Source organism: Pantoea sp. SM3640, from assembly GCF_015654165.1.
Taxonomy (GTDB): Bacteria; Pseudomonadota; Gammaproteobacteria; order Enterobacterales; family Enterobacteriaceae; genus Pantoea; species Pantoea vagans.
On record NZ_CP064872.1, the window covers coordinates 397,688 to 419,639 of the forward strand.

Annotated in this window: 20 protein-coding genes; 8 read left to right on the forward strand and 12 right to left on the reverse strand. The window is 56.6% G+C overall.

The annotated features are described in order from the left end of the window. Position 1 precedes the first annotated feature (1 nt). From IV493_RS01980 to IV493_RS02005, 6 genes are all read right to left on the reverse strand, one after another. Positions 2 to 307, reverse strand: coding sequence for a YqjD family protein (locus IV493_RS01980; RefSeq protein WP_033733985.1), 306 nt, complete (start codon positions 305 to 307; stop codon positions 2 to 4). Between the two features lie 35 nt (positions 308 to 342). After that, entirely contained in the window at positions 343 to 717 is a 375-nt protein-coding gene (locus IV493_RS01985; RefSeq protein WP_033784674.1) for a DUF1090 domain-containing protein, read from the reverse strand. A 190-nt stretch (positions 718 to 907) separates the two neighbouring features. Further along, positions 908 to 1,255 (reverse strand): EnvZ/OmpR regulon moderator MzrA, encoded by a 348-nt coding sequence (gene mzrA, locus IV493_RS01990; RefSeq protein ID WP_013359131.1) that lies wholly within the window; start codon positions 1,253 to 1,255, stop codon positions 908 to 910. Then, entirely contained in the window at positions 1,255 to 1,929 is a 675-nt protein-coding gene (locus IV493_RS01995) for a DedA family protein (protein WP_003850219.1), read from the reverse strand. Before IV493_RS01995 ends, mzrA begins: the two co-directional genes overlap by 1 nt. A 323-nt stretch (positions 1,930 to 2,252) precedes the next feature. Next, positions 2,253 to 3,029, reverse strand: a complete 777-nt coding sequence (gene exuR / locus IV493_RS02000) for a transcriptional regulator ExuR (RefSeq protein ID WP_013359130.1) — start codon at positions 3,027 to 3,029, stop codon at positions 2,253 to 2,255. 86 nt (positions 3,030 to 3,115) lie between these two features. Continuing rightward, on the reverse strand, positions 3,116 to 4,420 hold the full coding sequence (locus IV493_RS02005; RefSeq protein WP_095706629.1) for an MFS transporter: 1,305 nt from the start codon (positions 4,418 to 4,420) through the stop codon (positions 3,116 to 3,118). A gap of 400 nt (positions 4,421 to 4,820) precedes the next feature. Between IV493_RS02005 and uxaC the strand changes: the two genes are divergently transcribed. The 5 genes from uxaC (at position 4,821) to IV493_RS02030 (ending at position 10,008) form a co-directional block, all read left to right on the forward strand. Then, entirely contained in the window at positions 4,821 to 6,236 is a 1,416-nt protein-coding gene (uxaC, locus tag IV493_RS02010) for a glucuronate isomerase (protein WP_195857654.1), read from the forward strand. Positions 6,237 to 6,238: 2 nt separating this feature from the next. Then, positions 6,239 to 7,687, forward strand: coding sequence for a tagaturonate reductase (locus IV493_RS02015; RefSeq protein ID WP_195857655.1), 1,449 nt, complete (start codon positions 6,239 to 6,241; stop codon positions 7,685 to 7,687). A gap of 4 nt (positions 7,688 to 7,691) precedes the next feature. Further along, complete coding sequence (locus IV493_RS02020) at positions 7,692 to 9,182, forward strand: UxaA family hydrolase (protein ID WP_195857656.1); 1,491 nt, start codon at positions 7,692 to 7,694, stop codon at positions 9,180 to 9,182. Between the two features lie 278 nt (positions 9,183 to 9,460). Beyond that, a complete protein-coding gene (locus IV493_RS02025) occupies positions 9,461 to 9,700 on the forward strand; it encodes a type II toxin-antitoxin system CcdA family antitoxin (protein ID WP_013359125.1) in 240 nt (79 codons plus the stop codon). Further along, positions 9,700 to 10,008 carry a CcdB family protein gene (locus IV493_RS02030; RefSeq protein WP_195857657.1) on the forward strand — a complete coding sequence of 103 codons (309 nt, stop codon included), beginning with the start codon at positions 9,700 to 9,702 and terminating at the stop codon, positions 10,006 to 10,008. The genes IV493_RS02025 and IV493_RS02030 overlap by 1 nt, the downstream gene beginning before the upstream one ends. Before the next feature lie 341 nt (positions 10,009 to 10,349). Here IV493_RS02030 and sstT read toward each other — a convergent pair whose 3' ends face one another. The 3 genes from sstT to IV493_RS02045 form a co-directional block, all read right to left on the reverse strand. Continuing rightward, positions 10,350 to 11,582, reverse strand: coding sequence for a serine/threonine transporter SstT (gene sstT / locus IV493_RS02035; protein WP_033784084.1), 1,233 nt, complete (start codon positions 11,580 to 11,582; stop codon positions 10,350 to 10,352). Between the two features lie 235 nt (positions 11,583 to 11,817). After that, a complete protein-coding gene (locus tag IV493_RS02040; protein WP_013359123.1) occupies positions 11,818 to 12,786 on the reverse strand; it encodes a TerC family protein in 969 nt (322 codons plus the stop codon). A 255-nt stretch (positions 12,787 to 13,041) separates the two neighbouring features. After that, positions 13,042 to 14,028 (reverse strand): Gfo/Idh/MocA family protein, encoded by a 987-nt coding sequence (locus IV493_RS02045; protein ID WP_195857658.1) that lies wholly within the window; start codon positions 14,026 to 14,028, stop codon positions 13,042 to 13,044. Positions 14,029 to 14,174: 146 nt separating this feature from the next. On the opposite strand from IV493_RS02045, the gene IV493_RS02050 reads away from it, so the two are divergent. Continuing rightward, a complete protein-coding gene (locus IV493_RS02050; protein WP_195857659.1) occupies positions 14,175 to 15,863 on the forward strand; it encodes a chloride channel protein in 1,689 nt (562 codons plus the stop codon). Here IV493_RS02050 and IV493_RS02055 read toward each other — a convergent pair. Further along, positions 15,860 to 16,363, reverse strand: a complete 504-nt coding sequence (locus tag IV493_RS02055; protein WP_013359120.1) for a M48 family metallopeptidase — start codon at positions 16,361 to 16,363, stop codon at positions 15,860 to 15,862. The genes IV493_RS02050 and IV493_RS02055 overlap by 4 nt on opposite strands. Positions 16,364 to 16,446: 83 nt before the next feature. Between IV493_RS02055 and rlmG the strand changes: the two genes are divergently transcribed. Further along, entirely contained in the window at positions 16,447 to 17,565 is a 1,119-nt protein-coding gene (rlmG, locus tag IV493_RS02060) for a 23S rRNA (guanine(1835)-N(2))-methyltransferase RlmG (RefSeq protein WP_195857660.1), read from the forward strand. On the opposite strand, the gene IV493_RS02065 is transcribed toward rlmG, so the two are convergent. Beyond that, positions 17,566 to 19,584 carry an NADPH-dependent 2,4-dienoyl-CoA reductase gene (locus IV493_RS02065; RefSeq protein ID WP_195857661.1) on the reverse strand — a complete coding sequence of 673 codons (2,019 nt, stop codon included), beginning with the start codon at positions 19,582 to 19,584 and terminating at the stop codon, positions 17,566 to 17,568. A gap of 209 nt (positions 19,585 to 19,793) precedes the next feature. After that, positions 19,794 to 20,501, reverse strand: coding sequence for a polyphenol oxidase family protein (locus tag IV493_RS02070; RefSeq protein WP_195857662.1), 708 nt, complete (start codon positions 20,499 to 20,501; stop codon positions 19,794 to 19,796). Between the two features lie 106 nt (positions 20,502 to 20,607). Here IV493_RS02070 and IV493_RS02075 point away from each other — a divergent pair, with 106 nt between their 5' ends. Further along, positions 20,608 to 21,417 carry a 5'-nucleotidase, lipoprotein e(P4) family gene (locus tag IV493_RS02075; protein WP_195858143.1) on the forward strand — a complete coding sequence of 270 codons (810 nt, stop codon included), beginning with the start codon at positions 20,608 to 20,610 and terminating at the stop codon, positions 21,415 to 21,417. Positions 21,418 to 21,952 lie beyond the last annotated feature (535 nt).

Consider the following 21,952-nt stretch of genomic DNA (forward strand, 5'->3'; position numbering starts at 1 on the left):
GTTAGCGACGCGAAATGAGCATGCCGAGTGCGACGCCAATCGCTGCACCGATACCCACACCATGCCATGGATTCTCACGCACGTAGCCTTCGGCTTTCTGCGCCGCTTCGCGCGTAGTCGCTGCGATGCGCTCGCCTGATTCGCCCAGACGCTCACGTGAGCTGTCCAGCGCATCACGCGCTTTACTGCGAAGTTTATCCAGCTCGCCTTTGGATTTTTCGGTGCTGCTGCTCAGCACTTCTTCCAGGGTGTCGGCAAGGTTTTTCAGTTCAGCACGCAAATGTTCCGATGATGTGTCTTTAGACATAAAATACTCCTTTAACATCAGTTGGTTAATTCCGATTAATAGGGCTCCGCCTGTAACTTTTTCAGCTCCCGGCGCGCTTCATCCAGTTTTTGTTGTCGTTTGGCAATCTTCTCCCTGTCATGGCCCTCTTCACGCTCTTCCCTGAGTGCGTGCTCACGCTCAGCCACTTTCTGCTTCTGAGCATTAATTCTTTCCAGATGGGCGGCTTCCAGCTTTTTATCGCTGCAATCAGCCCGGACTTCGGTCAACGCACGCTCCAGGCCGTTAACCCGGCGCTGGTTGTTATGCTTCTGCGCCATCCCGATTTCACGCTGAATATCCTGTTCTTTCTGTTCACAAAGCGATTCTGCTGCCAGCAGCGAACCCGACAGCGAAAGCAGCGCGACGCCCAGCAATACTTGATATTTCATCGGTCCTGAACCTTCCATTGCGACCTGATTCGTCATCACGCGTCAGGCATTATGCCTGCAGGTGCTGAAAATCGACTCTCGGTTAAGCATAGACATCGATAGTAAAAAGTTCAAAGAAGACCGGGAGATAGAGAGCCTTTCAGACCGCCGCACCCTTTCGCGGCGATCTGAAAGCAAAGAGAGGGTCAGATTACGCCAGAGAGAGGTGCTGAGCGTGATCGTGCTGAGCGACGATAAAGCCCTGCGGCAGAAGGCGGCGTAATACCTTCTGTGCGGCCAGGCTCTGCTCTTCACTGTCAAAATGAATGATCAGTGCGTCACCCGCAGGCGTGATGCTTTTGATACGGATCCCCTGCGCGCTTAATTGCTGATAGAGATAAAAGCCATCAGGCAGCGTTGCGCCAGCATGAGAAACCCGAATCTGCACCACTGTCTCGTGCTGCATCAGAGGAGGAACCACACAAAGCGCGGTCAGCGCAAGCGCGCCAGCAATCAACCACGGTATCCACCGTTTAGGAATAGCCTGCAGCAGTTTCATTACTCGGCTTTCCCGTTCTGATTCGCCTGACGCTTACGCCATAACACGACCAGCGATCCCACCAGGCCAAAGACCAGCAGCGCCAGCGGCAGCATCATCAGGAAGAACATCATCTCATCTTCATAACGACGGAAAATGGGGGTTTTACCCAGCGCAAAGCCGATAACGGTCAGAATGACCACCCAGAGGAAAGCACTCACCCAGTTGAAGAACTGAAAGCGGGCATTGCTGAGGCCTGATAACCCGGCGATGGTCGGCAGCAGCGTTCGCACAAAGGCGATAAAGCGGCCAATCAACAGGGCAGATAAGCCGTGACGGTGGAACATGCTGTGCGCGCGCAGATGATACTGGGCGGGAAGGTGAGAAAGCCATTTCTGTACCGTAGGCGTATTGCCCAGCCAGCGGCCCTGAATGTAGCTCACCCAGCAGCCGAGGCTGGCTCCGGTGGTTAAAACCAGAATCGTTAATGGGAAACTCATGGTGCCTTTGGCAATCAGAACGCCGACCAGAATCAGCAGACTGTCACCCGGCAGAAATGCGGCAGGAAGCAGGCCATTTTCTAAAAACAAAATCATGAACAGCACGCCGTAAATGGCCCATACCAGCGTGGGGTCGGAGAGGGTTTCGTAGTCCTGTTGCCACAGGGCATGCAGCAACGCTTGCAAAATATCCATCAATCATTCCTGAACATCATTGTTAAACATGTCCCACAGGGACTTAAACGCAGACCGGCATTTCGTTATAAATTTTAGGAGCGCAGCCTGGGCGGGGTTTTCCGGATCCTTCCAGAATTGATTGTTAAATCAGCGACTTTATAAAACCCTGTCGCAAAGGGTAATAAAAGGGCGATAACTGTAACAAAAATCGCCTGTCTGAGACAGGAAAACTCTCTGGCGAACAGGAGTTTTACCTTGTGAAACGGCGTGTAAAAAGGAGCTTTACATGACCTGACACTATTGCAGATTAACTGACCATCTCAGGGTGTTTTCAGGCACGTTTAGCGGGCGTTATTGGACCCATCAGGCAGGATGACCGGATTTTCACCAAACATGTAACGATCCACGTTAAATTCAAAATCATCCGCCGTCGCGTTAAACAGCATCTGTTTAGTATTTTCCAGATGTTGCCACATCGCCAGTTTGCTGGCGGCGGGATCTTTACGCATCAGCGCTTTAAGAATCTGATCGTGGTCGTCGCACCAGCTGAGAATGCTGCGCTGGTCGATATGTTCGTGAAGTTTAAGCCAGTAGGGATTGTGCAGACGATGCAGCCACATTTTTTCAACGATGGCGGCTAAGGCACTGTTCTGGGTGGATTGCGCAATACGCACATGAAACTGCATGTCCCACTCGGAGTCGCGGAAGTGATCCTCCTGGCGGGCTTTTTCCTGTATCGCCATCAGATCGATAATGTCCTGACGCGTTACCTGGGTGGCAGCGAATTCCGCCACGTTACTCTCAATCAGCTGGCGCGCCTGAAGTAATTCAAACGGACCAAAGGTGGCAAACTCGAGCTGGCTGCTGGTGGCGGCGATACGATTCTGCTGCTGGCTGGCAATGACGTGAATGCCTGAACCTTTACGGACCTCAACATAGCCTTCCACTTCCAGCATGATAATCGCTTCGCGGACGACGGTACGGCTCACTTCCATCTCTTCGGCAATCAGGCGCTCAGCAGGCAGTTTGTCACCCACCGGATAGATTCCGGTTTCAATGCGGCTTTTCAGCTCGCTGGCCAGCTGTTGATAGAGTCGACGGGATTCAGTGATGTCCATAGCACAATCCTGGTTGCAGACAGATAAGTTGTTATACCACTTCAGGGCGTGCGAGGAAATGGGCTGGCGCAAGCCAGCCCGGCAGATTAACTGCGAACAATGCTAGCCTGTGGAATAACCGCTTCAGTATTCAGCTCTGAAATCGGTTTATTTTTCAGGACCGTCCAGATAACAACGGCACCCAGCAGATCAAACACCGCCAGTGCGGCAAACAGCGGGCTGAAGCCCAGCGTATCGGCCAGGGCGCCGACAACCAGCGCAAATAGGGTGCTGGCGGTCCAGGCGGCCATGCCGGTTAAGCCGTTAGCTGTCGCAACTTCGTTGCGGCCAAAAACGTCTGACGACAGGGTGATCAGCGCGCCAGAGAGGGCCTGATGCGCAAACCCGCCGACGCACAGCAGACCAATGGCGACGTAAGGACTGGTGAACAGCCCGATGGTGCCCGGCGCTATCATTAACACTGCACCCATTGTCACCACCAGCTTACGAGAGACGATCAGGTTAACGCCGAACCAGCGCTGAAACAGCGGCGGCAGATAGCCACCCAGAATGCAGCCGAAGTCTGCGAACAACATCGGCATCCAGGCGAACATCGCAATCTCTTTCAGGTTGAAGCCGTACACCTTAAACATGAACAGCGGGATCCAGGCGTTAAAGGTTCCCCATGCCGGTTCTGCCAGAAAACGCGGCAGGGCAATGCCCCAGAACTGGCGGTTACGGATAATCTGCAGGGCCGACATTTTGCGGGTGTTGCCGGTCTGATGCTGCGCTTCCTGACCGGAGAGAATATAGTCGCGCTCTTCATCGCTCAGCTTCTTCTGCTGTTTCGGGTGCTTGTAAAACACCAGCCAGCAGAGCGCCCAGGCCATGCTCAGTACGCCGGTCATGATAAAGGCCATCTGCCAGCTGTGCGCCACGATCGCCCAGACCACCAGCGGCGGAGCCAGCATCGCCCCGATAGACGAACCGACATTAAAATAACCCACTGCGACGGAACGCTCTTTGGCCGGGAACCACTCACTGCTTGCCTTCAGTCCAGCCGGAATCATCGCTGCTTCAGCTGCACCGACGGCGCCACGTGCCAGAGCCAGGCCGCCCCAGCTGCCTGCCATCGCGGTTGCGGCACAGAATATTGCCCACAACACGGCAAACATGGCATAGCCGACTTTGGTGCCGAGAAGATCCAGCACATAACCTGCCACCGGTTGCATCAGCGTGTAGCAGGCTGAATAGGCCGCAATGATGTAGGAGTACTGCTGCGTGGTGATATGCAGCTCTGACATTAATGTCGGAGCCGCCACGGCAATGGTGTTACGGGTCAGATACCCCAACACTGTGCCGATCGTCACCAGTCCAATCATGTACCAGCGTAACCCTTTGATCTTACGCATCCTCTACCTCTTCCAGTTCTGTATGCGGTCTTGCCGCTGTTGTTATCTGGAGCGGGACAGCACGTGATGCAGCTCTGCTCACGCCCGCAGGTTCTGTGTGAGCAACCCTGTTATGACCTTGCCGTTATCTGAGTCTCTAACGACCTCATGATGGAGCGAGAGCCTAACTTGTTATACAACTTTAAAAGTTGAGAGCCATCACAAAAACCCTTTCTGCACTGTGGGATACTGGAAACCTGCGTAATGACAGCCATTTAGCGCGCTGCGGGCGACAGAAACGTCCATAACGGCAGTCAGGGACCGCCGTTTATGTGAGCAGGATCGCAAATAAATCCGTAACGGACTAAAATTGGTATGATAACTTTGGGCCATCAGTGGTTCAGTCGATGAGGAAGCTTGTATGTCACGTTTCATGACCGAGGATTTTTTACTGGATAGCGAATTCGCCCGTCGTCTCTATCACGACTACGCGAAGGATCAGCCGATTTTCGACTATCATTGCCACTTACCGCCGCAGCAGATTGCCGAAAACTATCGTTTTGCTAACCTTTATGACATCTGGCTGAAGGGCGATCACTACAAATGGCGGGCAATGCGCGCCAACGGTGTGGCTGAAGCGTTCTGTACCGGTAACGCCAGCGATCGTGAAAAATTTGATGCCTGGGCACGCACCGTGCCGCACACCATTGGCAACCCGCTTTATCACTGGACCCACCTGGAATTACGCCGTCCTTTCGGCATTACCGATACGCTGCTTTCTGAGAAAACCGCCGACAGCATCTGGCATCGCTGCAATGAACTGCTGGCTCAGGATAGCTTTACCACGCGCGGCATCATGCAGCAGATGAAGGTGAAGATGGTCGGCACCACCGACGATCCGCTGGATGACCTGCGCCATCACCGCGCATTGGCAGACGATGCCAGCTTCAGCGTCAAGGTGCTGCCGAGCTGGCGTCCGGACAAAGCCTTTAATATCGAAGCCGACACCTTCCTGCCGTGGATCGCGACGCTGGAGCAGCTGACCGACATCAGCATGCAGCGTTTTGACGATCTGCGCCGCGCACTGTATCAGCGGCTGGATCACTTTGCGGCTCACGGCTGTAAAGTTTCCGATCACGCGCTGGATGTGGTCTGTTATGCCGAGGCGGATGACGCCACGCTGGATGCAATCCTGGCGCGTCGTCGTAGCGGTGCCGCGCCAAACCCGCAGGAAACGGCCCAGTTTAAAACGGCGGTACTGGTCTGGCTGGGCAGCGAATATGCCCGCCGTGGCTGGGTACAGCAGTACCACATTGGCGCACTGCGCAATACCAACCCGCGCCAGTATCAGCTGCTGGGGCCGGATGTGGGCTTTGACTCCATCAACGACCAGCCGCTGGCGGAACCGCTGGCACGCCTGCTGGGCGCGCAGAATCTCAACAATGCACTGCCGAAAACTATCCTCTACTGCCTGAATCCGCGCGACAACGAAGTGCTGGCCACCATGGCGGGCAATTTCCAGGGCGAAGGTCAGGCGGGCAAAATGCAGTTCGGTTCAGCCTGGTGGTTCAACGATCAGCTGGACGGTATGCAGCGTCAGATGACGCAGCTGGCGCAGATTGGCCTGCTGAGCCGCTTCGTCGGGATGCTGACCGACAGCCGCAGCTTCCTCTCTTACACCCGCCACGAATATTTCCGCCGGTTGCTGTGCCAGATGATTGGCCGCTGGGTAGAGCAGGGTGAAGCCCCCGCCGATGAAGCGCTGTTAGGTCAGATGGTACAGAACATCTGCTTTAACAACGCCCGCGATTACTTCGGTATCGAGCTGGGAGCCTGATAATGAAAAGGCTAAACCGCCACGACTTTCCCGGTGCAGTCTATCGCGACCGGGTGATCCAGTTTGGCGAAGGCAATTTCCTGCGCGCCTTTATCGACTGGCAGATTGACTGGCTGAATGAACATCAGGGCACCGATGCCGGGATCGTGGTGGTGCGGCCACGCAACCGTGAAGTCAGCGACAGCCTGAACCAGCAGGATGGCCTCTACACCACGCTGATCCGCGGACTGAACGATCAGGGCGAGCAGGTCAGCGAAACCCGGCTGATCCGCAGCCTCAACCGTGAAATCCAGCCCTGGCAGCAGTTCGGCGAATTTATGGCGCTGGCCCGGAATCCTGACCTGCGTATGGTCTTTTCCAACACCACTGAGGCGGGCATCACTTTTGTCGGCACGGACCAGCTGACCGATCAGCCTGCCAGTAGCTTCCCGGGCAAACTGACGCAACTGCTGTGGGCGCGCTATTCACACTTCAATGGGGCCAGCGATCGGGGCTGGCTGGTGGTGCCGTGCGAGCTGATTGACCATAACGGCGACGCGTTGCGCGATCTGGTTCTGCGCTACGCCGATCACTGGCATCTTCCATCCGAATTTAAAACCTGGATTCATCAGCACTGTGCTTTCTACAACACCCTGGTTGACCGCATCGTTACCGGCTTCCCGGCGGAAAGCGAGCAGCTGCAACGTGAGCTGGGTTATGAAGATCGCTATCTGGTGGCGGGTGAAGTCTACTATCAGTTTGTTATTCAGGGGCCGTCGGCGCTGTTCAGTGAGCTGAAGCTGGCGGCGCTGTCGCCGCAGGTCCGGCATGTGGATGACATTGCGCCCTATAAAGCGCAGAAAGTGGCCATCCTTAATGGCGCGCATACCGCGATGGTGCCGGTGGCGTTTCTGGCCGGGATTGAGAGCGTGGGTGAGGCGATGGCCGATCCGGCCATCGCCGGATTTGTGGACAACCTGCTGCGTTACGAAGTGATCCCGACGCTGGATCTGCCGACAAACGAACTGCACGCCTTTGCCGATGCGGTTCAGCGGCGCTTCCGCAATCCGTTCATTCGTCACGCGCTGCTGTCGATTGCCCTCAACGGCATGACCAAATTCCGCACCCGTCTCCTGACGCCACTGCTTGCCGCACATCAGCAAACCGGTGAATGGCCGACACACATCACCTTTGCGCTGGCGGCGCTGATTGCTTTCTACCGCGGTGAGTCAGCCGGAAAAAGCTGGCCGTTACAGGATGAGCCGCAGTGGCTACAGCGCTACGCCGACGGCTGGAAAGCGGTTGATGCGGACCAGATGTCGCCGCAACAGCTGGTGCACGCTGTGCTCAGCGACGCGCAACACTGGGGCGAAGATTTAACCCGTCAGCCCGGACTGGCTGCGGTTGTTACCCGACACCTGCAAAATATCATCGCTCACGGAATGCGTGAGGCGCTGAGCCAACTGAGATAACGCTATGCAAGATGCAATCAAAATTGATCCCCGCGACAACGTCGCCGTGGCGTTACGTGACCTGGATGCGGGCGCTACGATAGCGCTGCCGCCACTGAGCGTGGCGCTGCAACAGGCCGTGGGACGCGGGCATAAATTTGCCCTGAAGCCTATCGCGCAGGATGAGCTGGTAATCAAATATGGGCTGCCAATTGCCCATGCCACACAACCTGTGGCCGCCGGTGAGGTCATCCATTCGCAGAACGCCCGCACTAATCTCAGCGATCTGGATCATTATGCGTATCAGCCCGATTTTGTGACGCTGCCACCGCAGCCGGGTGACCGTGAGGTGCAGATCTACCGTCGCGCTAACGGCGAAGTCGGCATCCGCAATGAGCTGTGGATCCTGCCGACCGTTGGCTGCGTCAACGGGATTGCACGTCAGATCCTGCAGCGTTTCCTGAAAGAGACCCAGGAGGCAGAAGGCATTGACGGTGCATTCCTGTTCAGCCACACCTTCGGCTGCTCGCAGCTGGGGCAGGACCACGAAAATACCCGCACCATGCTGCAGAATATGGTGCGCCATCCCAACGCGGGCGCGGTGCTGGTGATTGGTCTGGGTTGTGAGAACAATCAGGTCGATGCCTTCCGCGATACGCTTGGCGCGTTCGAAAGTGACCGGGTCGAGTTCATGGTGTGCCAGCAGCATGATGACGAAGTGGAAGCCGGGCTGGAGCGTCTGCATGCGTTGTATGAAAAAATGCGCCACGATCGGCGCGAGCCAGGCAAGCTCAGCGAGCTGAAGTTTGGTCTGGAGTGCGGCGGCTCAGACGGTTTTTCAGGTATCACTGCCAACCCGCTGCTGGGGCGTTTCTCAGACCAGATGATCGCCAATGGCGGCACCACCGTGCTGACCGAAGTGCCGGAGATGTTTGGCGCAGAGCGGATTCTGATGAGCCGCTGCCGCGACGAAGAGACCTTCAGCAAAACGGTGGCGATGATCAACGACTTTAAACAGTACTTTATCGATCACCAGCAGCCGATCTACGAGAACCCGTCACCGGGCAACAAAGCGGGCGGCATCACCACGCTGGAAGAGAAGTCGCTGGGCTGTACCCAGAAAGCAGGACAGAGCCAGGTGGTCGATGTGCTGAAGTATGGCGAGCGGTTAAAAACGCCGGGGCTGAATCTGTTGAGCGCACCGGGTAATGATGCAGTTGCCACCAGTGCGCTGGCCGGAGCCGGTTGCCATATGGTGCTGTTCAGTACCGGACGCGGCACGCCGTATGGGGGATTTGTGCCGACGGTGAAGCTGGCGACCAACACGCCGCTGGCGGAGAAAAAGCCGCACTGGATCGACTTTAATGCCGGACGGTTGATCGAGGGAATGAGCATGGATGCGATGCTGGAAGATTTTGTCGGCAGCATTGTGGCGATTGCCAGCGGTCAGCAGACCAACAATGAGAAAAACGATTTCCGCGAGCTGGCGATTTTCAAAAGCGGTGTGACGCTCTAAACAAAAACGACCCGCCAGAGTGCGGGTCGTTTCAAATCGTTGATAAAATCTGGCCGGTTGCAGGACCCACGTTTTGCGTTGTTCAAAAAATGCTCATGGCGTTTTTATCCGGGGGGCGGACCGCTTATCCTGCTCTGCCCGTATTCCCTGCGCTTTAAGGCGAAGAGAATGTCAGACACAAAGAAACATCTTTTCGATCGCCTGGACTTAATTTTCCTTGTTTGCGAGCTATTGATGTGCGTAGTCTACCCACATCAATACGCACGCTGGAGGTTTATATGGGTGAAGTAGCCACAAAACCAACGAAAAACATCAACGTCACTATCGACACGAAACTGGCCCTGGAAGCGCGTGAAGCAGGGATTAACTTCTCTCAGACACTTGCTAAAGCGGTGCGCGCAGAGCTGAAATCTCTCGCAGCAGAACGCTGGAAACATGAAAACGCGGACGCTATCGACTATCTGAACCAGCTCAGTGACGAGCATGGCCTTTTCTCTGACGAACACAGGACGTTCTGATGCAGTTTGACGTTTACAGGAACACCGGGAAGGCGGAGATATACCCATTAGTTTTGGACGTTCAGAGCAACATCATTGGCCGGCGGAAAACCCGGATGGCTATTCCTCTGTTCCCGCATGAGAACTACAAAGGGCCACGTGCTGAACGGCTAACGCCAATTCTGGTCATAGAGGGGCAAAAATACGTGATGATGACCCACGAAATGGCGAGTGTACCGGAAAAGGCGCTACGCGAAGACGTGGAGAACATTAGCGGTCAGGCGGTGGTGATAAAATCTGCCCTCGATTTTCTGTTTGATGGTATCTGAAACCTTACTGAAAGGGCTGGTTTTAAGACACACGTTAAACCCTATCGTGTTTATCACACCCTAACGTGTCCGCCATTTGAAATCCTGCCCGCTTTAAAGGACGGGCAGTATGCCAAAAACGTCAGGTCGCGCCCGGCTACCCATTGCCTGGTGATTCAGGCATTGAAGCGACCTTCTTGTTATCGGCTTATCAGGGTGAAACAGGCGTAAGACCCAAATCTGAATTCAAAAATGTAATCAGTTAACGAATTCAGTCGGTACTTGGTTCAGGCAAGGCGCAAAGGCTTACTGTGAGCCGTCCAGGGCCATATACCGACTAATCGTCTTTTTGTCTTCCAGAATCAGGCCCGGCTGGTTTCGCGCTCCGCTTCTGCCTGACAGACCGCGGCGGTAAACAGAATATCCGTTGAGGAGTTCAGCGCGGTTTCCGCTGAATCCTGCAGGACGCCGATAATAAAGCCCACGGCCACCACCTGCATCGCCAGATCATTCGGAATGCCGAACATATTGCAGGCAACCGGGATCAGCAGCAGCGAACCGCCCGCCACGCCCGATGCACCACAGGCACAGAGTGACGCCACCAGACTCAGCAGAATCGCCGTCGGCACATCAATGCTGATCCCCAGCGTATGCACCGCCGCTAGCGTCAGCACGGTAATGGTGATCGATGCACCCGCCATACTGATGGTCGCGCCCAGCGGAATCGACACCGAATAGGTATCCTCATCCAGATCCAGACGTTTCGCCAGCGCCATATTCACCGGAATGTTGGCGGCAGAACTGCGGGTAAAGAAGGCGGTCACGCCGCTTTCACGCAGGCAGGTGAAGACCAGCGGATAGGGGTTACGACGGATTTTCCAGAACACCAGCAGCGGGTTTACCACCAGCGCCATCAACACCATGCAGCCCAGCAGCAGCGCCAGCAGATGGGCATATTGCCACAGCGCGCCAAAGCCGGTTGAGGCCAGAATCGACGCCACCAGACCGAAAATACCAACCGGGGCGCAGCGGATGACGCAGCGCACCAGCCAGGTCACCGCCTCAGAGGCATCGTTGAGAAAGGCACGGGTGCTGTCACTGCTGTGACGGAACGCCAGCCCCAGGCCAATCGCCCATACCAGAATGCCGATGTAGTTCGCCTGCATCAGAGCCGTGATCGGATTCGACACCATGCTCATCAACAGTCCACGCAACACTTCGGTAATGCCGGAAGGGGGAACGATTTCCGTGCTGCCCACCGCCAGCGTCAGCGTTTGCGGGATCAGATGGCTGAAGACCACCGCGACGACCGCCGCGAAAAAGGTGCTCAGCAGATAGAGCATGATGATTGGCCGGATATTGGTTTTCTGGCCCTGCTGGTGGTTGGCAATCGAAGCGATGACCAGTACCAGAACCAGCAATGGCGCGACCGCTTTCAGCGCACTGACAAACAGTTCACCCAGCAGACCGACCGCCAGCGCGGCATCGTGTGAAATCCAGGCGAGCGCCACACCGGCGATCAGCCCAATCATGATTTGCTTCACCAGGCTTCCGGCGAGCAGTGTGCCCAGACGTGCGGAGAGAGTTTTCTGCATAATATTTTCTATATTTTGTCGCGGATGTAGTTTCAGACGCGATGTTTTACATCGGCTAAAACGGTTTGCCCGGCGGAGTATAAGGAAATGACAGGCTGAGAAAAGAGAAAGTTCTGTCGCTGTGGCACAGGTCAGGTTTTTATTATGCTGGATAGTGGAAGTGTGACAGAGAGATGAAATGGCGTGACAGGCTGCCACAAAATAAAACAGGGGCATCCGCTGCCCCCGCAGGTAATTATGGTGCGAGCTTTTTCTGGTCTCTTTTGCGGTTAACCCAGGCGTTGATCAGCAGGGTAGACGCCAGAATGGCACCGACTACACCCAGTGAGATCCCGACCGGGATATGGTAGAGGTCGACAATCAGCATCTTGAAGCCGATGAACACCAGCACAATCGCCAGGCCATACTTCAGCATCGAGAAACGTTCCGCCACGTTCGCCAGCAGGAAGTACATGGCACGCAGGCCCAGGATAGCGAACAGGTTTGAGGTCAGCACGATGAACGGGTCGGTGGTCACGGCGAAGATCGCCGGGATACTGTCGACGGCAAAGATCACGTCACTGAGTTCCACCATAATCAGCACCAGCAGCAGCGGCGTCGCAAACAGCACGCCGTTTTTGCGGGTGAAGAACTTCTCGCCGTCGAGATCGTCGGTCATGCGTAAATGCTTACGCAGCCAGCGCACCACAGGCTTGTCGCCGACCGCACCGTCATCCTCTTTCGCCAGCGCCATTTTCACGCCGGTAAACAGCAGGAAGGCACCGAAGACATAGAGGATCCAGCTGAACTGCGTGACCAGCCAGCTACCCGCGAAGATCATGATGGTACGCAGTACGATAGCGCCCAATACGCCGTAGATCAGCACGCGGCGCTGCAGATTAGCCGGAATAGAGAAGTAGCTGAACAGCATCAGCCAGACGAAGACATTATCGACCGCCAGCGCTTTTTCCAGCACGTAACCGGTCAGAAAGGCGAGCGTCTGCGTATTAGCCACTTCACGTCCTGCGCTACCCTCCAGATACCACCAGAAGGCGGCGCTGAACAGCAGTGAGACAGAAACCCAGATCAGCGACCAGACAGCCGCCTGTTTGAAAGACATGGTCTGCGCGCCGCGGCGTCCCTGCAACAGCAGGTCGATAGCCAGCATGATCAGCACCACAACCGCAAAGCTGCCCCACAGTAGAGGCGTACCCACAGTTTGCATATTCGTATCCTGTCTTAAAAATAAAAAAACGGCTGAAGTCAGAAGACGTCAGCCGCTTATTTTTGTGTAAGCAAACCTCGCCTTCCGGCAAGGTCTCACTTACAACACAGAAATGGATTCCGGGTTGCCTGATGACCGGATGCTTGCGCAACGTAATGACGATCAATCAGCTTACAAGTTACTCCCCTTTGCAGGAGGGTAAGTTACGGTCTCGCCGCACAGGAAGCAACACCTCGCAGACATATTTAGAAATATTTACACAGCCGCCCGATCGGCCGGGAAGATCACGCCGGTCTGACGGCGGATTTCAGTCAGCAGTGCGGCGGTAATCCGCGAAACCTCAAGTCCCGGATGGTCCACCTGACGATGCTCAACCAGCCGGGCAAACGCGGCTGCTTCATACAGCATGGTGTTGATATGCTGCGGCTGGCTCAGCGCCTGCTTTTCCGCACCGCGAGGGATAAAGGTCAGCTGCTGGCACTCCGATAGCTTTTCAATCACCAGCGCGCCCGCCTCACCCTGAATCTCGCTGGGCAGGCTGGAGTCACTCACTTTTGAATGCAGGATCGTCACGTCGAAGTCGCCGTAGCTCAGCACGACGACGCCATGCGCATCCACGCCGCTCGCCAGCAAGGTCGCGGTGGCCTGCATACGATCCGGCTCGCCCCACAGCGCCACCGCCGAGGCCAGGCAGTAATACCCGATATCCATCACCGAGCCATTTGACCAGCGCGGATCAAAGGTATTGGGGTTCTCGCCGTTGAGATAGCGCGGGTAACGTGAGGAGTACTGGCAGTAATTCAGCAGCGCTTTTCGCAGTTTACCCACGTCAGGCAGCGCCTGCTGCAGCCGCAGGAAATTCGGCAGGCTGGCGGTTTTAAACGCCTCAAACAGTACCACCTGATGCTCACGGGCGCAGGCGATCATCTTCTCTGCTTCGGTCAGATTCGAGGCCAGCGGTTTTTCGCAAATGACATGCTTGCCGTGCGACATAAACAGCAGCGCCTGCTCGCAGTGCAGGGCATTGGGACTGGCAAGATAGACCGCATCAATCTCCGGGCTGGCGGCCAGGGCGTCCAGTGAAGTGAAGGTCTGTTTGCAGGGATAATCGGCAATAAAGCCCTCAGCCTGTTGCTGACTGCGTGAATAGACCGCGCAGAGCTTCATCGCTCCGGTTTCATGAGCGGCATCAATAAACTGGCGTGTAATCCAGTTTGTTCCCACAATGGCAAAACGAATCACGTCATCTCTCCGGCAGCGGTAAAGCGGCAGAGTAACATCTCACCGACGCGGTGCAAGCGCGCCGGGCAGGCAGGGATTGATCCTGCGATCCGCATTCCAATACTATGCGGAAGCGATAATAAACAGGCATCAACCAGGGAGCACAGGTGAAAGCAAGTAAGCACGCATTAAACTGGACCACATTGCTGATTGCCATTCCGGTCGGGTGTGCGGCGTCGCTGGTGACGCTGGCTTTTCGCGGCGTCATTGAGCTGATCAACCATCTGCTGTTTGCCCGCAGCGGCGACATTACCGAATCACTGCATCTCTGGCCGTGGATCTTCTGGCCGCTGCTGGTGGGCGCAGGCGGGGTGCTGGCGGGCTATTTCCTGCGTTATGCGGTAGCCATCGAGCAGCAGCAGACGGTGAAAACGGATTACCTTGAAGTGATCAACGCCCGGCTCGACGCGGTGCCGACCAAAACCTCGCTGTTCCGCGCCTTGTCGTCGATTGCCAGTATCGGCAGCGGTGCGTCGATCGGTAAAGAGGGGCCGATGGTGCAGCTCTCGGCACTGTGCGGCAGCGCGATTGGCCGCCTGTTACCGTCCTCGCTTAACCTGAAAAACAGTGACGTGGTGGCGATGGCGGCCGCGGCAGGCCTCGCGTCGGTCTACCATGCGCCGCTGGCCTCCGCGATTTTCGTCGCGGAGATCGCCTTCGGCATTTCCGCGTTGCAGCGACTGATCCCCCTGATTATCGCCTCGGCGACGGCGGTGATGACCATGTGGACGCTGGGCTTCCGCAGCGCGCTCTATCCGCTGGCGGAGACGAGCTTCGCCATGGATCTCAGCAGCCTGCTGATGACGGTAGTGATTGGGCTGAGCGCCGGACTGGCAGGCTGGATGCTGATTAAGTGCATCGCGCGCAGCAAAGTGCTGTTCAGCCGGGTCGCCTCGCTGCCCGTGCGTCTGGGCGTAGGCGGCTTTGCGGTAGGCTTACTGGCGCTGATCTCCACCGATATCCTCGGCAACGGCTACGAAGTCATCGTCAAAGTGATGGCGGGCAACTATCTGCTGCCGGGGCTGCTGCTGCTGCTGGTGCTGAAAACCCTCGCCACCAGCCTGTCGGTGGGATCGAACGCGGTCGGCGGACTCTTCACACCTTCGCTGCTGATTGGCGCACTGCTTGGCGTCATCATTGCCACGGTGGGGGCAGCGCTGCATCTGCCGCTGGGTAATGTGCTGCTTTATGCCGCGATTGGCATGGCGGCGGTGCTGGCGGCAGTCAGTCAGGCGCCGTTGATGGCGATGCTGATGGTGCTGGAGATGACGCTTAACAGCAGCCTGCTGTTCCCGCTGATGATCGCCACCGTGCTGGCTTCAATGGTGGTCTATCGCCTGCAATCGGCCAGTACCTATCCAGTAGTGAGTCATCATTTCAGCCGTTCAGAGGCGAAATATGATTTCGATAACATGCGCATTGCCGAGTTAATCATTCCCGGTGCGGCGCTGCAGCCGGAAGAGTCAGTGGGGCAGGCGCTGGCGGTCAGCTCGCTGAAGCGTGAACGCTACGTCTATGTCATTAATGCCGCCGGCGCTTTCCTCGGCGTGGTGTCGATTCATGAGATTTCGCGCCGGGTGCTGGCGCAGGAGATCACCCTCGATTCACCGGTGCAGTGCGTGATGGATCAGGATTTCCCGGTGGTGTTTGAGAATCAGAGTATGCGCGAGGGCTGGGAGGCGTTTGCGGCGGTCACGCTGGAGCGACTGCCGGTGCTGAACAATCCCCGGGAGCGACGCTTTCTGGGGGCGCTGACCAAAACCAGCCTGATTCAGAAAGCGCAGGAGTTTCTTTAAGCTGCGTTGCCGCGCATCGCCTGGTCAGTCATCCAGAGTCGCGCATCAAATTCGAGCTGGTGGTAATCCGGCTCCATATGGCAGCAGAGCTGATAGAACGCCTTATCGTGATCTTTCTCTTTCAGGTGCGCCAGCTCATGCACCACGATCATCCGCAGAAACGGTTCCGGCGCGAGGCGGAAAAAGGTCGAGATGCGGATCTCCGCTTTCGCCTTGAGTTTGCCGCCCTGAATCCGTGAGATGGCCGTGTGCAGCCCGAGCGCATGCTTCATCACCTTAATTTTGTTATCCCACATCACTTTGCTGATCGGTGGTGCGTTGCGCATATAGCGGTTTTTCAGCGCCTGGGTGTAGTCATACAGCGCTTTATCACTCATCACGTCGTGGGTGTCGGGATAACGTTCCTGCAGAAACGCACCTAAGCGCTGATGGGTAATCAGCGTCTGAACCTGCTCAAGCAGAGGGGCAGGATAGCCCTGAAGGTAGATCAGTGAGGACATTAGGGATTCCAGGCGAAAGACAGTATACTGCGCCCCCGTTTTTGGGGCGAAAATCAACCAAAGTGTACCACGCCGGAGAATTCATGAGCCAACTTGAACTGAACGATCGCACACTGATCCTGCATCGCTTCCCGCAGATGCGTGACGAAAGTCCATTACAAGCCTGGGATGCGGCTGATGAATATCTGTTACAGCAGGCGCTGCCGGAAGGACCCGTGCTGGTCTTCAACGACAGTTTCGGGGCATTAACCTGCGCCCTGAGTCCACGCACCGTCTGGCACGTCAGCGACTCCTGGCTCAGCCAGCAGGCCGCACGTCAGAACCTTTCCTTTAATGGGCTGGATGATAGCGACGTACACTTTGTTGATAGCCTGGCTGAACTGCCGGCGGCTCCGGCGGCAGTGCTGATTAAGGTGCCGAAAACGCTGGCGCTGCTGGAGCATCAGCTGCGTGCCATTCGCGAAGTCGTCACACCTGATACGGTGATTCTGGCGGCGGCGCGCGCCAAAGAGATCCATAACTCGACTCTGCAGCTGTTCGAACAGATCATCGGTGAAACTAAAACCTCACTGGCGTGGAAAAAAGCGCGTCTGATTTTCAGCCAGTTCAGCAAGCCTGCACTGCGTGAGGCGACGCCGACGCTGGTCTGGCCGCTGGATGGCACCCCTTACCAGATTCACAACTACGCCAACGTCTTCTCACGTTCGTCGCTGGATATCGGCGCACGGCTGTTTGTGCAGCATCTGCCGGAAAACATTGAGGGTGAGATTGTCGATCTGGGCTGTGGCAACGGCGTGGTAGGACTGGTGGCGCTGGAGCAGAATCCGCAGGCCGAAGTGCATTTCCTTGATGAGTCTTATATGGCGGTCGCCTCCAGCAAGCTTAACGTGGAAGTAAACCGTCCTGACGATCTGTCGCGCTGTCAGTTCCTGGTGAACAACGTGCTGAGCGGCTATCCGTCGGATCGGCTGCATGCGGTGCTGTGCAACCCGCCGTTCCATCAGCAGCACGCGGTCACCGATCACCTTGCGTGGCAGATGTTCCGCGATGCGAAACGCTGCCTTCAGTATGGCGGCGAGTTGCGTATTGTCGGCAACCGCCACCTCGATTATCACCACAAGCTGAAGAAGCTGTTCGGCAACTGCACGCTGATCGCCTCTAACCAGAAGTTTGTGGTGCTGCGCGCGGTGAAAATGCGCTAGTCAGACCGTTAACGCCAGCTGCGTCGCCTGCGCAATCGCGCGGCGCGCATCCAGCTCCTGCGCCACATCTGCACCGCCTATCACCGTCACCACCTGTCCCTGTGCACGCAGCGCGGCTTCCAGTTCGCGCTGCGGCTCCTGTCCGGCACAGATAATCACGTTATCCACCGCCAGCAGCAGCGTTTCGCCGTTGCGCCGCAGATGCAGACCGCTGTCATCAATCGCCAGGTACTCCACGCCGCCCCACATCTCCACGCCGCGCGCCTGCAGACTGGCGCGATGGATCCAGCCGGTGGTTTTTGCCAGGCCGGCACCGGGTTTCCCCGTCCGGCGCTGCAGCAGCCAGATTTGCCGTAACGCGGCAGGCGGCTCAGGTTTCACGATGCCGCCGCGCTGCGTCAGACTGTGGTCAATGCCCCATTCGGCATAAAACGCCGCCCGATCCTCGTCATGGGAAGGCTGTGACAGATACTCCGCCACATCAAAGCCAATCCCGCCCGCGCCGATAATCGCCACCCGTTTACCCACCGGGCGCTTATCGCGCAGCACCTCAAGATAGCTGAGCACGCTGGGGTGATCGATGCCCGGAATATCGGGCGTGCGCGGCTGGATGCCGGTTGCCAGCACCACTTCATCGGCGTCACACAGCTGATCCGCCGTGACCCGACAGCCGGTTTTAACCGTCACGCCCGCAGCCGCCAGCTGATTGCGGAAGTAGCGCAGGGTTTCGCTGAACTCAGATTTGCCAGGAATCTGCCGGGCAATATTGAACTGGCCGCCAATGTCGGGCGCGGCTTCATACAGCGTCACCTGATGACCGCGCTGCGCTGCCTGCAACGCAAACGCCATTCCGGCGGGACCGGCACCTACCACCGCCAGCCTGCGCGGTGCGATGGTGGCAATGACCGGCATCAGCGACTCATGGCAGGCGCGCGGATTGACCAGACAGGAGGTGATCTTCCCGGCAAACACCTGGTCGAGGCAGGCCTGGTTACAGGCAATGCAGGTGTTGATGCTGTCGGGTTGGCCGCGCTGTGCTTTGCTGACAAAAGCAGGATCGGCAAGGAAAGGGCGCGCCATCGAGACCATATCGGTGCAGCCCGACTGCAACAGCTCTTCGGCAACGGCGGGGTGGTTAATGCGGTTGGTGGCGATCACCGGCACAGACACGTGGGCTCGCAGGCGCTGCGTTACCCAGGCAAAGGCCGCGCGCGGCACGCAGGTAGCGATGGTCGGGATGCGCGCCTCGTGCCAGCCAATGCCGGTATTGAACAGCGTGACGCCACACTGCTCCAGCTCGCCCGCCAGCAGCAGCGTCTCCTCCAGCGTGCTGCCCTCTTCGATCAGGTCGAGCATCGACAGCCGGAAGATGATGATAAAGGCGTCGCCGGTTGCGGCATGCACCGCGCGGGTAATTGCCAGCGCGAACTGCATCCGCTGGCGGAAGTCGCCGCCCCAGCGATCGGTGCGCTGATTGGTGTGCTTCACCAGAAACTGATTAATCAGGTAGCCTTCGGAACCCATAATCTCCACGCCATCGTAGCCCGCCTGCTGCGCCAGACGGGCACAGCGGGCAAAGTCCTCAATGGTCTGTTCAATCGCCGCCTCACTCATCGCCTGTGGCGTGAACGGGTTAATCGGGGCCTGACGTGCCGAAGGCGCAACCAGATCGGGCTGATAGCTGTAACGGCCGGTATGCAGGATCTGCAGGGCGATTTTGCCCTGATGCTGATGCACCGCCGCCGTGATCTGACGATGCCAGCTGCACTGCGCCTCATCGGTAAGCATCGCGCCATGCGCGGTGGTGACACCCTGCGCATTGGGCGCAATGCCGCCGGTGACGATCAGCGCGACGCCTTCACGCGCCCGCTCGCCATAGAACGCCGCCAGCCGGGCTGCGCCATCCGGATGCTCTTCCAGACCGGTGTGCATCGATCCCATCAGAAAGCGGTTTTTCAGTTGAGTAAAGCCAAGATCCAGCGGCGTAAACAGCGCAGGATAATCAGGATTGACGGACATGATAGTCACTCACAGTTAAGTGGTCGGATGAGTTTACTCTAGCCACTTCTGCGTTAAAAAAAAGTGAAAGAATGTCAGGGTGTGAGTGAAATCATAAACATCGGTGGGGAAAGGCGAATGAGTGGGAGCAGGGAGGTTGTGCGTTACGCAGCACCGCCATCTCCTGCATCGCTTTTGATGTTCAGACCGATTAACCGGCTCTGAAACCGCTAACGCCGCCGGATCCACGAATAGCGTGAGCGATAGCCGCTGCCATGGTGAGTATTAAAGCGGTAGCTTGATCCGCTCTCAGCCATGCAGTAGGTGCAGACATTCACGTTATCAATCTGCACGGCCGGGACGCCCGCGTTCACCAGCAACTGCGTCGCCAGCGCAGGCAGATCGAACCAGACGCCCTGCTGGTGAGCAGAGGCCTGAGTACGCTGCGCCAGCGGGTTGACCGGCTGCTTCTGGTGCCAGCGCAGCCCGAGGGCAAACGCCGGGTTCTGCGCTATCTCCGCCAGTTGCGGTTCGGCCAGTTCATAGCAGCAGGGGCCCATCGCCGGGCCGATGGCCACCACCAGATCCTGCGGCTCACAGCCCAGCTCGCCCAGTTTTTCCACGGCGCGGGTCAGCACGCCCGCCAGCGTGCCCTTAAGTCCGGCATGCACCGCCGCCACGATTCGCTTATTGCGATCGGCGAACAGCACCGGCAGGCAGTCAGCGGTATAAACCGCCACCGGGCGCGTCCCGCTGCCGATTACACCATCTGACTCGCAGCTTTTCGGCGGGATGTTCTCAATGTCGGTGACCACGGTCGCGCTGTGGCGCTGATGGCCCCAGGCGGCATCGGCGGGAGGCGGCTCACCGGCGGGCTGAAACGCATAATCGAGCCACTCCAGCGAATCGAGCAATGGCGAGCGCGGGATCACGGCCATAAGAATCTCCTGTTATAACAGCGTGCGTTGGGCTGCCCACAGCTTACGTTAACTGCTACATTTTTGAAGCTTCTCCTCAGACCTTTATCACCTTAAGGATGAAATGATGAAAACCTCCGCAAAACTCGCTGCATCCGGACTGGTCGCATTGCTGCTGACCGGTTGCGCCTCGTCGTCACATCAGACCGCACAACAGCAGCTCGGCCAGCAATCGGTGCTGGCGCTGAACTGGTTCCAGCAGTCTGGTGAATATCAGGCGCTGACCTGGCAGGCGTTTAACACCGCGCGCATGGCGTTTGATCAGGCACCGTCGCTGACCGGCAAACCCAAAGCGGTGATTGTCGATCTGGATGAAACCATGCTGGATAACAGCGCCTACAGTGCATGGCAGGCGAAGAACGGCCAGCCGTTCAGCAGCAAAACCTGGTCAGCCTGGACGCAGGCGCGTCAGGCGAAAGCGGTGCCGGGTGCGGTAGAGTTCGCACGTCATGTGACAGAGAATGGCGGTACGCTGTTCTATGTGTCGAACCGCGATCAGAAAGATTACGCCGCCACGGTCGCCAATATGCAGCAGCTCGGCTTCCCGAACGTCAGCGATAAAACGGTACGTCTGAATACCGACAGCTCCAACAAGCAGGCGCGTTTCGATGCTATCAAAAACGCGGGCTACAACGTGGTGCTCTATGTCGGCGACAACCTCAACGATTTCGGTGGCTCGACCTGGCATAAGGGTAATCAGACGCGTCGCGATTTTGTGAATCTTAACCACCAGCAGTTTGGTACGCAGTTCATCGTGCTGCCGAATCCGCTCTACGGCGACTGGGAGAGTGGAATGGCGGAAAACTACAATAAACTGACACCCGAACAGCAACTGTCGGTGCGGGAATCACGGCTGCAGAGCTGGAACGGTAAATAATTCGTCAAGAAAAAGAGCCTGCCCGTTCAGGCTCTGTTCAGAAATGGCCCTGATTTACTTACTGCCGTCACTATTCTGCTGCAAATCAAATTAATCATCTCTTGCTTCATTCTTCTCTTATTACAGGCATATTTAACTGGCTGTCAGTAATTAAGCTGGTGGATTGTGCTAATGGTTAATTTTTTAATTAAGAGTATTCCTGGTAAAAAGCACGCCGGTTGGTATGGCAGTGAATATCCCCTTATTTAATGTTTGTATTTATTTGTCAGCGGCAACCTTAGTTTATTTTTACTTCTTTTTTAGCTGATTGATTTTAATGGATTAATAAGGCGATTGGTTTATCTGGCCTCATTTCTGCTGCTGAATTAAATTTACTTAAGCCTGACCTTTACTGACCGTTGACTGACAAAAACCGCGTTGTTAAATCGCTGTGAAATATTGCGCGTGCATTGAAATTGGTTAGCGTCTATAACCTTTTTCTGTGACTCAGTTCTTATTAACCTGGCGGCTCACGCTTTATTTGTGAGCCGATACA

Excerpts from the sequence above, each read along its gene's own strand:
- IV493_RS02040 (WP_013359123.1), bottom strand. The coding sequence starts at position 12,786 with ATGCAAACTGTGGGTACGCCTCTACTGTGGGGCAGCTTTGCGGTTGTG.
- IV493_RS02025 (WP_013359125.1), top strand. The coding sequence starts at position 9,461 with ATGGGTGAAGTAGCCACAAAACCAACGAAAAACATCAACGTCACTATC.
- IV493_RS02015 (WP_195857655.1), top strand. The coding sequence starts at position 6,239 with ATGAAAAGGCTAAACCGCCACGACTTTCCCGGTGCAGTCTATCGCGAC.
- IV493_RS01985 (WP_033784674.1), bottom strand. The coding sequence starts at position 717 with ATGAAATATCAAGTATTGCTGGGCGTCGCGCTGCTTTCGCTGTCGGGT.
- IV493_RS02020 (WP_195857656.1), top strand. The coding sequence starts at position 7,692 with ATGCAAGATGCAATCAAAATTGATCCCCGCGACAACGTCGCCGTGGCG.
- IV493_RS02065 (WP_195857661.1), bottom strand. The coding sequence starts at position 19,584 with ATGTCCGTCAATCCTGATTATCCTGCGCTGTTTACGCCGCTGGATCTT.
- sstT (WP_033784084.1), bottom strand. The coding sequence starts at position 11,582 with ATGCAGAAAACTCTCTCCGCACGTCTGGGCACACTGCTCGCCGGAAGC.
- IV493_RS02030 (WP_195857657.1), top strand. The coding sequence starts at position 9,700 with ATGCAGTTTGACGTTTACAGGAACACCGGGAAGGCGGAGATATACCCA.
- uxaC (WP_195857654.1), top strand. The coding sequence starts at position 4,821 with ATGTCACGTTTCATGACCGAGGATTTTTTACTGGATAGCGAATTCGCC.
- mzrA (WP_013359131.1), bottom strand. The coding sequence starts at position 1,255 with ATGAAACTGCTGCAGGCTATTCCTAAACGGTGGATACCGTGGTTGATT.
- IV493_RS02005 (WP_095706629.1), bottom strand. The coding sequence starts at position 4,420 with ATGCGTAAGATCAAAGGGTTACGCTGGTACATGATTGGACTGGTGACG.
- rlmG (WP_195857660.1), top strand. The coding sequence starts at position 16,447 with ATGAGCCAACTTGAACTGAACGATCGCACACTGATCCTGCATCGCTTC.
- IV493_RS02055 (WP_013359120.1), bottom strand. The coding sequence starts at position 16,363 with ATGTCCTCACTGATCTACCTTCAGGGCTATCCTGCCCCTCTGCTTGAG.
- IV493_RS01995 (WP_003850219.1), bottom strand. The coding sequence starts at position 1,929 with ATGGATATTTTGCAAGCGTTGCTGCATGCCCTGTGGCAACAGGACTAC.
- exuR (WP_013359130.1), bottom strand. The coding sequence starts at position 3,029 with ATGGACATCACTGAATCCCGTCGACTCTATCAACAGCTGGCCAGCGAG.
- IV493_RS02070 (WP_195857662.1), bottom strand. The coding sequence starts at position 20,501 with ATGGCCGTGATCCCGCGCTCGCCATTGCTCGATTCGCTGGAGTGGCTC.
- IV493_RS02075 (WP_195858143.1), top strand. The coding sequence starts at position 20,608 with ATGAAAACCTCCGCAAAACTCGCTGCATCCGGACTGGTCGCATTGCTG.
- IV493_RS01980 (WP_033733985.1), bottom strand. The coding sequence starts at position 307 with ATGTCTAAAGACACATCATCGGAACATTTGCGTGCTGAACTGAAAAAC.